The 13,037-nt window shown below is 63.4% G+C and carries 18 protein-coding genes; 13 read left to right on the forward strand and 5 right to left on the reverse strand.

The window, feature by feature from the left end; genetic code table 11:
- Positions 1 to 42: 42 nt before the first annotated feature.
- From pgsA to ABMA46_RS13415, 4 genes are all read left to right on the forward strand, one after another.
- Positions 43 to 639, forward strand: coding sequence for a CDP-diacylglycerol--glycerol-3-phosphate 3-phosphatidyltransferase (pgsA, locus tag ABMA46_RS13400; RefSeq protein ID WP_349000015.1), 597 nt, complete (start codon positions 43 to 45; stop codon positions 637 to 639).
- A 4-nt stretch (positions 640 to 643) separates the two neighbouring features.
- Entirely contained in the window at positions 644 to 895 is a 252-nt protein-coding gene (gene moaD / locus ABMA46_RS13405; RefSeq protein ID WP_349000016.1) for a molybdopterin converting factor subunit 1, read from the forward strand.
- Positions 896 to 899: 4 nt separating this feature from the next.
- Entirely contained in the window at positions 900 to 1,397 is a 498-nt protein-coding gene (locus tag ABMA46_RS13410; protein ID WP_349000018.1) for a molybdenum cofactor biosynthesis protein MoaE, read from the forward strand.
- 108 nt (positions 1,398 to 1,505) lie between these two features.
- Positions 1,506 to 2,270, forward strand: coding sequence for a YbaY family lipoprotein (locus ABMA46_RS13415; RefSeq protein ID WP_349000019.1), 765 nt, complete (start codon positions 1,506 to 1,508; stop codon positions 2,268 to 2,270).
- 19 nt (positions 2,271 to 2,289) lie between these two features.
- Here ABMA46_RS13415 and ABMA46_RS13420 read toward each other — a convergent pair whose 3' ends face one another.
- Entirely contained in the window at positions 2,290 to 2,562 is a 273-nt protein-coding gene (locus ABMA46_RS13420) for a hypothetical protein (protein ID WP_349000020.1), read from the reverse strand.
- Positions 2,563 to 2,753: 191 nt separating this feature from the next.
- On the opposite strand from ABMA46_RS13420, the gene ssb reads away from it, so the two are divergent.
- Together ssb and ABMA46_RS13430 are read left to right on the forward strand one after the other, a co-directional pair.
- Positions 2,754 to 3,263, forward strand: coding sequence for a single-stranded DNA-binding protein (ssb, locus tag ABMA46_RS13425; RefSeq protein WP_349000021.1), 510 nt, complete (start codon positions 2,754 to 2,756; stop codon positions 3,261 to 3,263).
- A gap of 96 nt (positions 3,264 to 3,359) precedes the next feature.
- Complete coding sequence (locus ABMA46_RS13430) at positions 3,360 to 3,782, forward strand: OsmC family protein (protein WP_349000023.1); 423 nt, start codon at positions 3,360 to 3,362, stop codon at positions 3,780 to 3,782.
- 14 nt (positions 3,783 to 3,796) lie between these two features.
- Here ABMA46_RS13430 and ABMA46_RS13435 read toward each other — a convergent pair whose 3' ends face one another.
- The gene (locus ABMA46_RS13435; RefSeq protein ID WP_349000025.1) at positions 3,797 to 4,426 is read right to left on the reverse strand and encodes a MarC family protein; all 630 of its coding nucleotides are present in this window, start codon (positions 4,424 to 4,426) and stop codon (positions 3,797 to 3,799) included.
- Positions 4,427 to 4,681: 255 nt separating this feature from the next.
- Here ABMA46_RS13435 and gyrA point away from each other — a divergent pair, with 255 nt between their 5' ends.
- Together gyrA and ABMA46_RS13445 are read left to right on the forward strand one after the other, a co-directional pair.
- Positions 4,682 to 7,489 carry a DNA gyrase subunit A gene (gene gyrA, locus ABMA46_RS13440; protein ID WP_349000027.1) on the forward strand — a complete coding sequence of 936 codons (2,808 nt, stop codon included), beginning with the start codon at positions 4,682 to 4,684 and terminating at the stop codon, positions 7,487 to 7,489.
- Entirely contained in the window at positions 7,486 to 7,992 is a 507-nt protein-coding gene (locus ABMA46_RS13445) for a GNAT family N-acetyltransferase (protein WP_349000029.1), read from the forward strand. Before gyrA ends, ABMA46_RS13445 begins: the two co-directional genes overlap by 4 nt.
- Before the next feature lie 5 nt (positions 7,993 to 7,997).
- Here the strand turns inward: ABMA46_RS13445 and ABMA46_RS13450 are convergent, their stop codons facing one another.
- Positions 7,998 to 8,132 carry a hypothetical protein gene (locus ABMA46_RS13450; protein ID WP_349000030.1) on the reverse strand — a complete coding sequence of 45 codons (135 nt, stop codon included), beginning with the start codon at positions 8,130 to 8,132 and terminating at the stop codon, positions 7,998 to 8,000.
- A gap of 190 nt (positions 8,133 to 8,322) precedes the next feature.
- On the opposite strand from ABMA46_RS13450, the gene coaD reads away from it, so the two are divergent.
- The 4 genes from coaD (at position 8,323) to ABMA46_RS13470 (ending at position 10,601) form a co-directional block, all read left to right on the forward strand.
- Complete coding sequence (gene coaD, locus ABMA46_RS13455; RefSeq protein WP_349000032.1) at positions 8,323 to 8,823, forward strand: pantetheine-phosphate adenylyltransferase; 501 nt, start codon at positions 8,323 to 8,325, stop codon at positions 8,821 to 8,823.
- Between the two features lie 20 nt (positions 8,824 to 8,843).
- Positions 8,844 to 9,428, forward strand: coding sequence for a peptidylprolyl isomerase (locus ABMA46_RS13460; protein ID WP_425475738.1), 585 nt, complete (start codon positions 8,844 to 8,846; stop codon positions 9,426 to 9,428).
- A 43-nt stretch (positions 9,429 to 9,471) separates the two neighbouring features.
- A complete protein-coding gene (locus tag ABMA46_RS13465) occupies positions 9,472 to 9,987 on the forward strand; it encodes a peptidylprolyl isomerase (protein WP_349000034.1) in 516 nt (171 codons plus the stop codon).
- 167 nt (positions 9,988 to 10,154) lie between these two features.
- Positions 10,155 to 10,601 carry a DMT family transporter gene (locus ABMA46_RS13470; RefSeq protein ID WP_349000036.1) on the forward strand — a complete coding sequence of 149 codons (447 nt, stop codon included), beginning with the start codon at positions 10,155 to 10,157 and terminating at the stop codon, positions 10,599 to 10,601.
- A 10-nt stretch (positions 10,602 to 10,611) separates the two neighbouring features.
- On the opposite strand, the gene ABMA46_RS13475 is transcribed toward ABMA46_RS13470, so the two are convergent.
- Complete coding sequence (locus tag ABMA46_RS13475; protein WP_349000159.1) at positions 10,612 to 11,262, reverse strand: dihydrofolate reductase family protein; 651 nt, start codon at positions 11,260 to 11,262, stop codon at positions 10,612 to 10,614.
- Positions 11,263 to 11,452: 190 nt separating this feature from the next.
- Between ABMA46_RS13475 and queA the strand changes: the two genes are divergently transcribed.
- Positions 11,453 to 12,553: a tRNA preQ1(34) S-adenosylmethionine ribosyltransferase-isomerase QueA gene (queA, locus tag ABMA46_RS13480; protein WP_349000038.1), complete on the forward strand. Its 1,101-nt coding sequence runs from the start codon at positions 11,453 to 11,455 to the stop codon at positions 12,551 to 12,553.
- Here queA and ABMA46_RS13485 read toward each other — a convergent pair.
- Positions 12,541 to 12,933, reverse strand: coding sequence for a GFA family protein (locus ABMA46_RS13485; protein ID WP_349000039.1), 393 nt, complete (start codon positions 12,931 to 12,933; stop codon positions 12,541 to 12,543). The genes queA and ABMA46_RS13485 overlap by 13 nt on opposite strands.
- Positions 12,934 to 13,037 lie beyond the last annotated feature (104 nt).

The raw sequence follows: 13,037 nt of genomic DNA on the forward strand, positions 1-13,037 counted from the left end.
TGCGCTTCTGGTTTGACTAGCACGCGATAGAAGTGGCGACCCATGGCAAGACGCGCGTTCAACCTTCCCAACCTGCTTACCTACGCCCGCATCGTCGCGGTCCCGCTGGTCGTGCTGTGCTTTTTTCTCGAAGGACATTTGAAATCCAGCGATTTCGCCCGCTGGTCGGCGCTGGTCATCTTCATCGCCGCGTCCGTAACCGATTATCTCGACGGCTATCTGGCACGCGCCTGGCAGCAGACCTCCAATATCGGCAAGATGCTGGATCCGATCGCCGACAAGCTGCTGGTCGCGACCTGCCTGCTGCTGCTCGCGGCCGATACGGACCGCCACGCGGGAATCGCCGGCTGGTCGCTCTGGGCCGCCATCATCATCCTGTGCCGCGAGATCCTGGTTTCGGGCCTGCGCGAATATCTCGCTGCCCTGAAAGTCTCGGTGCCGGTGACGCAGCTCGCCAAGTGGAAGACGACGATCCAGATGGTGGCGATCGCTTTCCTGCTCGTGGGGCCGGCCGGCGACAAGATCTTTCCGCTGACCACCCAGATCGGCATGGTGCTGCTGTGGATCGCCGCGGTCGTCACGCTCTATACCGGCTACGACTATTTCCGTGCCGGGCTGAAGCATATCGTCGACGAGTGAAACCATGAGATTGATCTATTTCGCCTGGGTGCGCGAGCGCATCGGCAAGCCGCAGGAAGATTTGGATCTGCCGGCCGGCATCGAGACCGTGAACGACCTGCTGGCTTGGTTGAGATCACGCGGCGAGGAATACGAGCAGGCGCTGAAACATCCGGACGTGATCCGCGTGGCCATCGACCAGGAGCATGTCGACCACGACGAAAAGATCGCGGGCGCGCATGAGATCGCGCTGTTTCCGCCGATGACGGGGGGATGACGGAATGACGTTCCGGAACTTCGGTCCTGTCGTTCCGGTCGTGCGCGTCCAGGTCGAGGATTTCGATGTCGCGTCCGAGATCGCCGCGCTGACCGCGAACCGGCCGGATATCGGCGCCGTCGTCACCTTCTCCGGCCTCTGCCGGGACGAGAATGGACAATTGTCCGCGCTGGAACTGGAGCATTACCCCGGCATGGCCGAAGGCGAGATCGGCCGCATCGCCGGCGAGGCGGCGGCGCGCTGGCCCTTGCAGGGGCTGACGGTCATCCATCGTTACGGCCGCATTCCGGCAGGCGAAAACATCGTGCTGGTCGCCGCCGCCTCGCCGCACCGACAGGCGGCGTTCGAGGCCGCGAGCTTCCTGATGGACTACCTGAAATCGCGGGCGCCTTTCTGGAAGAAGGAACATCGCGTCGACGGCTCGGAGGGCGAATGGGTCGAGGCGAAGGAGACCGACGACGCAGCCGCGGCGCGCTGGCGCAGCCGAGACAGGCCTCAGTAAGGAACGCTTGAGCCCACTGGCTCGCCGGAAGGATTTCATGAATTGGTCCGCGCCGGGCCACGGAATGTCCGCAATCGTCAGGCGTTGTGCGCTCTTGAGGAGAGCGCCATGCTGGATCGGATCGCCGAGTTCCTTATTTTCGGATTCACGCCCCTGCTGGTGGTCACGTTGATCGCACCGGATCATTCACAGGCGGCGGAGCGCACGATGAGAGGCGAGGTCGTCTATCGGGAACGCATGGCCCTGCCTCCGGACGCGGTGGTGACGGTCCAACTCGCCGATGTCTCGCTGACCGACGCGCCAGCCGCTGTGGTTGCGACGCAGACGATCAAGCCGACAGGCCAGGTGCCGATTCCCTTCGAGCTGAAATTCGATTCTTCGGCCATCCGCAAGAACGCATCCTATGCACTGCAGGCGCGCATCACTGTGGGCCACAGGCTGATGTTCATCAACGACGTGCGTCACACGGTCGATCCGCTCGACGACAAGGCGCAGGCGGTTTTGGTCAGGAGAACGGCCGCCAGCGAGACCGACAGAGAGTCATCGATCGTCGGCCAGATGTGGTCGCTTCAGTTCATCGAGGGCGTCGGCGCGGTCGAGTCCAAGGCGACGCTCCATATCGACGAACAGGGCAAGGTGACCGGGCAGGCGCCGTGCAACCGCTATTTCGCAACAGCCGCCCTCAAGGGTACGGACATCGCCATCGGCAAGGCGGGCGCCACCATGATGGCCTGCGAGCAAAAACTGATGACCCAGGAGAGAGCTTTCTTCGACGCAATGGAGAAGGTGGTTTCATTCGAGGTCGAGAACGGACGGCTGATCCTCAGGGATGCCGCCGGACACGATCTGCTCCGCTTCGGCGCCTCGGCTTAAGACGCGACAACCAAACCTTTCAATGGCGGGACGGGTGGACCGACCCCACGCCCACGTCGAAGATGATCGAGCCCGAAATGCGGACATCGACATCGCCGACCTTGAAATGGTTGTCTGTCCCCGCTTGCGCCGGCTCGTCATCCGGTTCCGGTAGCGGCTTGACGATGCTGTAGCCGTCGGTCACGCCGGGCAGGGTCTTTGACGGCGCCTTGGCGGCATCCTTGGCCGCAGCCGTTGCGCAACCGAAAGCTGCCATGACCGTCAGAACGAAGCCTGTCCGAAAAGCGCGCATCGATACCCTATACCGTCTTCCAGGTTTGAGGGCCATATCCCCGATCCTTGACAGGATAGGCATGAGGGCATAGAACATATAGAGAACAAAAATAAAAACACCGGGGAAAAGACCCGTAAGGGTGGGCGCGCCGGGGCCATTGCCTATATGGTGCGCCCTCAAATTGTTTCGGACGAGCGTGGAGAAGGTTCATGGCTGGCAGCGTCAACAAGGTCATTCTGGTGGGCAATCTCGGCGCCGACCCGGAAATCCGCCGGCTGAATTCCGGCGATCCGGTCGTCAACCTGCGCATCGCCACGTCGGAGAGCTGGCGCGACAAGAATTCCGGCGAGCGCAAGGAAAAGACCGAGTGGCATAGCGTCGTCATCTTCAACGACCAGCTCGCCAAGGTCGCCGAGCAATATCTGAAGAAGGGCATGAAGGTCTATCTGGAGGGCCAGCTCCAGACCCGCAAATGGCAGGACCAGCAAGGCCAGGACCGCTACACGACCGAAGTGGTGCTGCAGAAATTCCGCGGCGAGTTGCAGATGCTGGATTCGCGTGGCCAGGGCGAGGGCGGTCAGGTCGGCTATTCCGGCGGCGGCCGAGATAGCTTCGGCCAGTCCGACAGCTTCGGCAACCGTGGCAGCAGCGGTAGCAATGCCGGTCGCGGCGGCGGTGGCGGCGCATCGCGCGAACTGGACGACGAAATCCCGTTCTGAGCGGTAGCCCGCGGCGAGACGCAGCATGCGCTTGATGAATATGGAGCGGCCTGGCTTTATGAAAGCCCGGCCGCTTTTGCGTGAGGGAGTTTTTCGATGAAGGCGCGGATCAAATGGGTCGAGGACAGGACCTTTATCGGCGAATCCGGCTCCGGCCACGAATTGGTGCTGGGCGCGGCTTCGCAGCCTGGCGACGCAACGCCCGGACCGAGCCCCATGGAATTGGTGCTCATCGGCACCGGCGGCTGTTCGGCCTACGACGTGGTGCATATCCTTGAGAAGGGCCGCGAAGCGGTCGAGGACTGCGTCGTCGAACTCGACGCCGACCGCGCCGAGACCGACCCGAAGGTCTTTACCCGCATCCACATGCATTTCATCGTCAAGGGGCGCGGCCTTTCCGAGGCCAAGGTCAAGCGCGCCATCGATCTCTCGATCGAGAAATACTGCTCGGCCTCGGCGATGATGGCAAAGACCGCGACGGTGACGCATGATTTCGAGGTGGTCGAAACGGCCGGCTGAGGCGACAGTCCGCGTCAGCCGGCCGCCAGCGCCTTGATGCCGTCGGCGACGAACTGCACGGCCAGCGCCGCCAGTATGACGCCCAGCAGGCGGGTGAGGATGGAGCGGCCGGTCTGGCCGAGCGCCTTGTCGATCCATTCCGACAGCACGAACACCAGATAGGTGATCAGCAGGCAGGCGAAGATGATCGCGATCAGGGCGAGCCGCGATCCGACGCCCTGAAATGTGCCGGAAAGCAGCACCGTCGCCGATATGGCGCCCGGCCCGGCGATCAGTGGGATCGCCAGCGGGAAAGCGGCGATGTTGTGGATGTGGTCGCGAGTGATCGCCACATCGGAGATCTTCTCCTTGCGGTCCTGCCGGCGCTCGAACACCATTTCGAAGGCGATGAAGAACAGCAGGAAGCCACCGGCCACGCGGAACGCCGGCAGGGTGATGCCGAACACAGAAAGTATCCCCGCGCCGGCGATGGCGAACAGCGCCAGCACGCCGAAGCCGATCACCGAGGCACGGACCGAGACCTGGCCGCGCTGCTCGCGGCTCATGCCTGCGGTCACCGCGAGAAACAGCGGCGCCAGCCCCGGCGGGTCTATCGTCACCAGGATGGTCACGAAGGCATTGAAAAGACTGTCGAAATTCGGCATTGACATGTCCCCGGCACCGTCAGGCTAACGTGATCGGCGCGGGCGCGCCAGCCCTCTCATGCGCACCGGAAGGCCATGCCGGACAGGAACGATCGAGCAAGCCCGTTGGCCGCCAACGGATATTTTTACAAAACTCGGTCTATCCATTTGAAATATCGTTGGAAATCAATTCTGGAAAACGCCCCGCGCCATTGGAGAATTGGCGCGCGATCCTATATAAAAGTGGAACATGATTCCCAGATTGCGTGATCCGATTTGACCGACCAGAACACACCGAGCGGGCCGGACGGCCCATCCGGCATCGAGCCGATCTCGATCATCGAGGAAATGCAGCGCAGCTATCTCGATTACGCCATGAGCGTCATCGTGTCCCGCGCGCTGCCGGACGTGCGCGACGGGCTGAAGCCCGTCCACCGCCGCATCCTCTATGCGTCCCATGAGAGCGGCTATCACTGGAACCGCAAGCATGTGAAGTCGGCCCGTCCCGTCTCCGACGTGATGGGCAAGTACCATCCGCACGGCGACGCCTCGATCTACGACGCCCTGGTGCGCATGGCGCAGGACTGGTCGATGCGGGTGCCGCTGATCGACGGGCAGGGCAATTTCGGTTCCATCGACGGCGACCCGCCTGCGGCCATGCGTTACACCGAGGCGCGGCTGACCAAGGTGGCGCACGAGATCCTCGAGGACATCGACAAGGATACCGTCGATTTCCAGGCGAACTACGACGGATCGGATAGCGAGCCACGCGTATTGCCGGCGCGCTTCCCCAACCTTCTGGTCAACGGCTCGGGCGGCATCGCGGTGGGCATGGCCACCAACATCCCGCCACACAATCTCGTCGAGGTCTGCAACGCCGCCATCGCCGTCATCGACAATCCTGCGATCGACCTGCCGGACCTGATGGAGATCATTCCGGGTCCGGACTTCCCCACCGGCGGCCTCATCCTAGGCCGCTCCGGCATCTATTCCGCCTATTCGACCGGCCGCGGCTCCATCGTCATGCGCGGCAAGGTGCATGTGGAGGAGAGCCGCGGCGACCGCGAGGCCATCGTCATCACCGAGGTTCCCTATCAGGTGAACAAGGCGACGATGATCGAGAAGATGGCCGAACTGGTGCGCGACAAGCGCATCGAGGGCATCTCCGACATCCGCGACGAGAGCGACCGGCAAGGCTACCGCGTCGTGGTCGAGCTGAAGCGCGACGCCAACGCCGAGGTCATCCTCAACCAGCTCTACCGCTTCACGCCGCTGCAGACCTCCTTCGGCGCCAACGTCGTGGCGCTGAACGGCGGCAAGCCGGAAGTGATGACACTCGTCGACATGCTGAAGGCCTTCGTCGCCTTCCGCGAGGAGGTGGTGAGCCGCAGGACCAAGTTCCTGCTGCGCAAGGCACGCGACCGCGCTCATGTGCTGGTCGGCCTTGCCATCGCCGTCGCCAACATCGACGAGGTGATCAAGCTGATCCGCAGCGCGCCGGACCCGCAGACGGCGCGCGACCAGTTGATGACGCGGCGCTGGCCGGCGGCCGACGTCGAGGCGCTGATCCGGCTGATCGACGATCCGCGCCACCGCATCAACGAGGACGGCACCTACAATCTTTCCGAGGAACAGGCGCGCGCCATCCTCGACCTTCGCCTGCAGCGCCTGACTGCGCTGGGGCGCGACGAGATCGCCGACGAGTTGAACAAGATCGGCGCTGAAATATCCGATTTCCTAGACATTCTTTCTTCTCGCGCGCGCATCCAGCAGATCATCAAGGACGAGCTGGCTGCCGTGCGCGACGAGTTCGGCACGCCGCGCCGCACCGAGATTTCGGACGCCGGCTCCGACATGGAGGACGAGGACCTCATCCAGCGCGAGGACATGGTCGTCACCGTCACCCATGAGGGCTATATCAAGCGCGTGCCGCTGTCGCTTTACCGGGCGCAGAATCGCGGCGGCAAGGGCCGCTCGGGCATGTCCACCAAGGACGCGGATTTCCTGACGAGGCTGTTCGTCGCCAACACGCACACGCCGATCCTGTTCTTCTCTTCACGCGGCATCGTCTACAAGGAAAAGGTCTGGCGTCTGCCGATCGGCAGCCCGCAATCGCGCGGCAAGGCGCTCATCAACCTTCTGCCGATCGACAACGGCGATCGCATCACCGCGATCCTGCCGCTGCCCGACGAATCCGAGTGGGACAGGCTGGACGTGATGTTCGCGACGACGCGGGGCACCGTTCGCCGCAACAAGCTGTCCGATTTCGCCGACGTCAAGCGCAACGGCAAGATCGCCATGAAGTTCGACGAGGAGGGCGATGCCATCCTCGCCGTCGAGACCTGCACGGACAATGACGACGTGCTTCTGACCGCCGACAGCGGCCAGTGCATCCGCTTCAACGTGGGCGACGTGCGCGTGTTCGCCGGACGCTCCTCGCAGGGCGTGCGCGGCATCGCCATGGCTGAGGGCGAACGGGCGATCTCGATGACGATCCTCGAGCATGTCGACGCCGACCCGGCCGAACGCTCCGCCTATCTCAAGCGTTCCGTGGCAGAGCGTAAGGCGGCTTCGGCCGAGGCCGAGGAAGAGGTCACGCTGACCAACGAGGAGGTTGGCGAGGACGCGCAGCTTTCCGACGAGCGCTACGAATTCCTGCAGCAGCACGAGCAGTTCGTGCTGACCGTCACAGAATTCGGCTATGGCAAGCGCTCGTCGTCCTACGACTTCCGCCTGACGAACCGCGGCGGCAAGGGCATTCGCGCCACCGACGTTTCCAAAGTCGACGAGATCGGCCGCCTGGTTGCCGCGTTCCCCGTCGCCAACGAGGACCAGATCATGCTGGTGTCCAACGGCGGCACCGTCATCCGCGTGCCGGTCGGCAATATCCGCTTCGCCAGCCGCACCGCCAAGGGCGTCACCGTATTCAATACGGGCGAGGGCGAGAAGGTGGTGTCGGTCGACCGCATCTCCGAGCCGGAAGATGAGGAAGGGATGGAGGTCGTCGACGAGTCGGGCGACGCCGCCTCTGATGATTCCGAAACGCCGCCGCCGGCTGACGACACGCCGCCTGCCGGGGAATGAGCACGGCGGCGGCCACCGGCGGCGAGACGGGCGTTTTGCGCCTCGCCGGCGCCGGTGACCTGCCGTCTATCTGGGCACTGACGGAAGAGGCGTACAAGCCTTACACGCAAGTACTGGACGCGCCGCCTATCCCGGTCACCGAGGATTATGCGCCGCGTATTGCGCGGGGCGAGGTCTGGCTGCTCGACGTGTCTGGCGAGATGGCGGGATCGATTGTCCTGGAACGCCATGCCGATCACATGATGATCTTCAGTGTCGCGATGGCGCCCAGGTTCCAGGGCAGGGGACTGGGGCTGAAACTGCTGCGCTTTGCCGATGAACAGGCAACGCAGGCGGGCTATGAAGAAATCCGGCTCTACACCAATGCGCGCATGGAGCGGAATATCGCGCTCTATACGGCCTTCGGTTATCGGGAAACGGGACGCAGGCCAAACCCCATGCGGAAAGGTTGGATTCTGGTCGACATGACCAAGAGGCTCTCTCGCGAGAGCCCCGGCCCGTAGATCGTTCAGAAGCGGCGATGACCGAAACGGTCGATGCGCCGAGGCTCGTATTTGAGGCGCTGGGTTTCCTGGTACATGCCGAAGACGGTGGCGATCAGCATGGCGACGGTCATTGCGGCGGCGAGCATGAAAATCATCATGGCATTGGTCTCCTGGTCCCAACAACGGCCGGGCCGCAGATTGGTTGCACCCTTACGCTCACCTCTTGTACGGGCCGAGAATTTAACCAGTGCTGACCGGCCCGTTCATCTGTCGTTCATGGTTTCCGAAAGGTTCACGGCATTCGGGAAGCGAATTGCCTTTGCCGGAGCAGACCGCTAGAAGCCTGCCATGAGCGAACGCACCGCCCTCTATGCCGGCTCTTTCGACCCGCTGACCAACGGGCATCTCGACGTGCTTAAGGCGTCGCTGGCGGTCGCCGACACGATCTACGCAGCCATCGGCATCCATCCGGGCAAGACGCCGCTGTTTTCCTTCGAGGAACGGGTCGCGCTGATCGAGGAGACGGCGAGGGCGGAGATGGGCGGAGACCACAAGCGTATCAAGGTCGTCGCCTTCGGCGGGCTGGTGATCGAGGCGGCGCGCAAATACGGATGCTCGATCATGATTCGCGGCCTGCGCGACGGCACCGACCTCGACTACGAGATGCAGATGGCGGGAATGAACGAGACCATGGCGCCGGACCTGCAGACGGTGTTCCTGCTGGCCAGTCCTTCGGTGCGCACCATTACGGCCACACTCGTGCGCCAGATTGCCTCGATGGGCGGCGACATCCGCCCCTTCGTGCCAGCGGCGGTCGCGCCGGCGCTGGCGGCAAAGTTCGCGAAATAGGTTTCTGTCGGAGACGTTCCATGAAGCTCAAGGGCCTCGCTGCCTCGCTCGTCATTCTTGCCGCCCTAGCGGGCGGCGCCACTTCGGCGCTTGCCGCCGACCCCGAGAACACGATGGTCATCACGTTGAAGGACGGCGACGTGACGGTCGCGCTGAGGCCCGACCTCGCGCCCAAGCATGTCGCCCAGATCAAGAAACTGGTGCGCGAGCATGCCTATGACAACGTCGCCTTCCATCGCGTCATCGGCGGCTTCATGGCGCAGACCGGCGACGTGAAGTTCGGCAACATGAAGAAGGGCTTCGATCCGAATCTGGTCGGCACGGGCGGCTCCGAGTTGCCGGACCTTCCCGCCGAATTCTCCAGTGAGCATTTCGTGCGCGGCGTCGTCGGCATGGCGCGTTCGCAGGACCCGAATTCCGCCAACTCGCAGTTCTTCATCATGTTCGCGCCGGCGCCGCCGCTCGACGGGCAGTATACGGTCGTCGGCGATGTCGAGAGCGGTATGGAGGCTGTCGACAAGATCAGGAAGGGCGACGACGCGCAGAACGGCGCGGTGTCCCAGCCCGACCGTATGGTCAAGGTCCGCATCGCGGCGGACAAGTAATTCAACCGGCATCGATTGTGGCAATCACGAAAGGATTTTAAAAATGGCCGACATCAAGGATCGCGAAAACACGCTCATCATGGAAACGACCCAGGGCAAGGTGGTCATCGAGATGCTGCCGGACCTGGCGCCCAACCACGTCAAGCGCATCAAGGAACTGGCGCGTGAGGGCGCCTATGACGGCGTCGTTTTCCACCGCGTCATCGACGGCTTCATGGCGCAGACGGGCGACGTGAAGTTCGGCAATTCCAGCAGCCCGAACTACGCCCCGTCCCGTGCCGGCATGGGCGGTTCCGACAAGCCGGACCTGAAGGCCGAGTTCAACAACATGAACCACGGCCGCGGCACATGCTCGATGGCGCGCGCGCAGAACCCGAACTCGGCCAACTCCCAGTTCTTCATCTGCTTCGACGATGCCTCGTTCCTCAATCGCCAGTACACCGTCTGGGGGCAGGTGATCGAAGGCATGGACAACGTCGACAAGATCAAGCGTGGCGAACCCGTGCAGGACCCGGACAAGATCGTCTCGCTGAAGGTCGCCGCCGACGTGGCGGCCTGACATCCATTCGCGTCATTCCGGGGCTGCGCAGCGGAATCCGGAATCTAGTACGCCGGTCTTGCTCGCGCAGTCTCGGATTGGCAACGTTACCGCTCTGGATTCCGGGTTCTGCTGCGCAGCCCCGGAATGACGGTCGGTGTGTGCCACTTAAAGCGGGAGAACATGGAATGGGGCTGGTCTGGTCGCTGCTCGGCATCCTGTCGGGCGCTTTCATTGCCGTGCAGGCGCCGATCAATGCGCAGCTTGCGCGCGGGCTCGGCCTGCCCGTGGCCGCCGCCGCCTTCTCGTTCCTGTCGGGTGCGATCGTGCTCGGCATCATCTCGATCGTCGTGACGCGCTTCGACGGGATCGCGCTCGACTGGAAAGCGCCGGCGCCGTGGCTGTTCGTGGCCGGCGGCGTGCTCGGCGGCTTCTATGTCACGCTCTCGACGATCCTGATCCCGCGCATCGGCACGGCCGCCTTGATGGCGTTTCTCGTCGCGGGTCAGCTTATGGCCGGCATGGTGCTCGACCGGATCGGATTTCTCGGCATTGCGGTGCGCGAGATTTCGCTCGGGCGCATCGTCGGTGCGGTGCTTCTTCTGGCCGGCGCGCTGCTGGTACGGCTGACCTGACGGCTGTCCGCTATCGCTTCGTCACCACCACATGCATGGCGCGTTCGGACTGTTCCATTGAAGTGACGGCATAGCCGAGCGCGTCGAGGTCGAGCCCCTCGAACAGGTTCTCGCCACGACCGAGCAGGACCGGCCCGACCGCAAGGTGCATCTCGTCCACCAGACGCGCCTGCAGATACTGCCGCACGGTCGAGACACCGCCGCCGATCTTCACGTCCAGATCTCCAGCCGCCTTTCTCGCTTTGTCCAGTGCGGACTCGATGCCGTCGGTAACGAAATAAAAGGTCGTGCCGCCTTCCATGACAATTGGATCGTGCGGATGGTTGGTCAGCACGAACGTCGGGGCGTGATAGGGCGGATTGTCGCCCCACCAGCCCTTCCAGTCCTCGTCCGGCCAGTCGCCACGGATCGGCCCGAACATGTTGCGGCCGAGGATGAAGGCGCCGAAGCCGTCCATCGCGCGGAAGGCGTATTTTTCGTCTAAACCCTCGGAGTCGCCTGTTTCACCTTCACCGTGCATCGCCCGGAACGTCTTCGTGTGGAAGAACCACTGGAAGATTTCCGGTCCGCGCTTGCCAAGCGGATTTTCAAGGCTCTGGTCTGGGCCGGCCGAATAACCGTCGAGAGATACCGCGAACCCGCCGACACGCACTTTGCCCATGTGATCTCCCGAGCCGTTTTTGCGAAAGCGGCAGAAGAGTACCCTGCCGATTGCGAACCGCAAGTTGATCGCGGGAATTCGCTTCCCTGTCGTTGTTCTTTCCTGACAGAAACTGAAACGACGTGTTCCTAGTGGAGGTGCTGCAACAAGGCGGTGGCGATAGCGGCCGCATCGGTTTATTGCCTCGGCCATGAAAGTTGATCTTTTCGATTTCGATCTTCCCGAGGAACGCATTGCGCTGAGACCGGCGGAGCCGCGGGACGCCGCGCGGCTGCTAGTGGTGCGGCCGGGGGAGAAACCTTCTGACCGTGCCGTGAACGACCTTCCCTCGCTGCTTCGGGCCGGCGACGTCCTGGTGTTCAACGACACAAAAGTGATCCCGGCGCAGTTGCGCGGCATCCGACGGCGCGGCGAGGCGGCGGCGCAGGTCGAAGCGACCTTGCATATGCGCACGGCGCCCGACCGCTGGCTGGCCTTCATGCGGCCGGGCAAGCGCGTCGCCGTCGGCGACCGCATCCATTTCGGCCATGACGGCAATTCCTGCTTTCTCGGCCAACTCGACGCGACGGTTCTGGAAAAGCATGACGGCGGCGAGGCGCTGCTCGGTTTCGATCTTTCCGGCGCGTTTCTCGACGAAGCTTTGCACGCGGTCGGCCATATCCCGCTTCCGCCCTATATCGCCTCGAAGCGTGACGACGATGCGCGTGACCTGAGCGACTACCAGACCGTCTATGCGCGGGAGGAAGGGGCCGTCGCCGCGCCCACCGCCGGCCTCCACTTCACGCAGGCCCTCTTCTCCGCGCTCGACGCCGCGGGCGTGGAGCGCCGGTTCGTCACGCTGCATGTCGGGGCAGGGACCTTCCTGCCGGTCAAGGCGGACGACACGGCGGACCATAGGATGCATTCGGAGGTCGGGGTCGTCTCATCCCAAACGGCCGCCGCGCTGAATGCGGCGAAGCGAAGGGGCAGCCGTATCGTCGCCGTCGGCACCACGTCGCTGCGCCTGCTCGAAAGCGCGGTGAGGGAGGACGGGACGATCGAGGCGTGGTCGGGGCCGACGGACATCTTCATCACGCCGGGCTACCGTTTCCGCACCGCCGACATGCTGATGACCAATTTCCACCTGCCGCGCTCGACACTGTTCATGCTGGTTTCCGCTTTCAGCGGGCTCGAAACCATGCGCGGCGCGTACCGCCATGCCATCGACAGCGGTTACCGCTTCTATTCCTACGGCGATTCCAGCCTGCTGTTCAGGGACGACGCCGTGACGGCATCCGGTCAGAACCAGTAGTCGGCCACGCGCTTTCCGTCCCGCGGCAGGTCCTCGAAGCTGTGCAAACCGTCGAAGTGGTCGATGGGTATATCGGCGACCGCCTCGGGTTCGGCCAACCTGACATTGACGGCAAGACGCCGCCTGCCGTTCTTGCCGATATGGTTCGATCTCCACGAGACCACGCAGCCGCATTCGGGACAGAAGTTGAAGTTCAAATATTTCCTGCCGCGCGCATAGGCCTTTGTCGGACCGTCCACGAACACGTCTTCGCCTTCGTGACCATATATCCACAGCACGCCATAGCGGCGGCAGACGGTGCAGTTGCAGGCCGTCGCGCCTTCCGGCGTCGCTTCAAAGCGCCAGCGCACCGCGCCGCAATGGCAGGACCCCTCGATCACCCTTTGCCCTCGAATACTCTGGCCTCGACCGGCGGAAGCGTATTCGGGTGATCGATAAGCGGCAAGCGTCGCTGCGGCCGCTTAGCGATTGTCTTGGCGCGCCG

Source organism: Mesorhizobium hunchu (assembly GCF_040081975.1).
Classification (GTDB): Bacteria; Pseudomonadota; Alphaproteobacteria; order Rhizobiales; family Rhizobiaceae; genus Mesorhizobium; species Mesorhizobium hunchu.

Coding starts and splice junctions, on each gene's coding strand:
- pgsA (WP_349000015.1), top strand. CDS start 43: ATGGCAAGACGCGCGTTCAACCTTCCCAACCTGCTTACCTACGCCCGC.
- moaD (WP_349000016.1), top strand. CDS start 644: ATGAGATTGATCTATTTCGCCTGGGTGCGCGAGCGCATCGGCAAGCCG.
- ABMA46_RS13410 (WP_349000018.1), top strand. CDS start 900: ATGACGTTCCGGAACTTCGGTCCTGTCGTTCCGGTCGTGCGCGTCCAG.
- ABMA46_RS13415 (WP_349000019.1), top strand. CDS start 1,506: ATGCTGGATCGGATCGCCGAGTTCCTTATTTTCGGATTCACGCCCCTG.
- ABMA46_RS13420 (WP_349000020.1), bottom strand. CDS start 2,562: ATGCGCGCTTTTCGGACAGGCTTCGTTCTGACGGTCATGGCAGCTTTC.
- ssb (WP_349000021.1), top strand. CDS start 2,754: ATGGCTGGCAGCGTCAACAAGGTCATTCTGGTGGGCAATCTCGGCGCC.
- ABMA46_RS13430 (WP_349000023.1), top strand. CDS start 3,360: ATGAAGGCGCGGATCAAATGGGTCGAGGACAGGACCTTTATCGGCGAA.
- ABMA46_RS13435 (WP_349000025.1), bottom strand. CDS start 4,426: ATGCCGAATTTCGACAGTCTTTTCAATGCCTTCGTGACCATCCTGGTG.
- ABMA46_RS13445 (WP_349000029.1), top strand. CDS start 7,486: ATGAGCACGGCGGCGGCCACCGGCGGCGAGACGGGCGTTTTGCGCCTC.
- ABMA46_RS13450 (WP_349000030.1), bottom strand. CDS start 8,132: ATGATGATTTTCATGCTCGCCGCCGCAATGACCGTCGCCATGCTGATC.
- coaD (WP_349000032.1), top strand. CDS start 8,323: ATGAGCGAACGCACCGCCCTCTATGCCGGCTCTTTCGACCCGCTGACC.
- ABMA46_RS13460 (WP_425475738.1), top strand. CDS start 8,844: ATGAAGCTCAAGGGCCTCGCTGCCTCGCTCGTCATTCTTGCCGCCCTA.
- ABMA46_RS13465 (WP_349000034.1), top strand. CDS start 9,472: ATGGCCGACATCAAGGATCGCGAAAACACGCTCATCATGGAAACGACC.
- ABMA46_RS13470 (WP_349000036.1), top strand. CDS start 10,155: ATGGGGCTGGTCTGGTCGCTGCTCGGCATCCTGTCGGGCGCTTTCATT.
- ABMA46_RS13475 (WP_349000159.1), bottom strand. CDS start 11,262: ATGGGCAAAGTGCGTGTCGGCGGGTTCGCGGTATCTCTCGACGGTTAT.
- queA (WP_349000038.1), top strand. CDS start 11,453: ATGAAAGTTGATCTTTTCGATTTCGATCTTCCCGAGGAACGCATTGCG.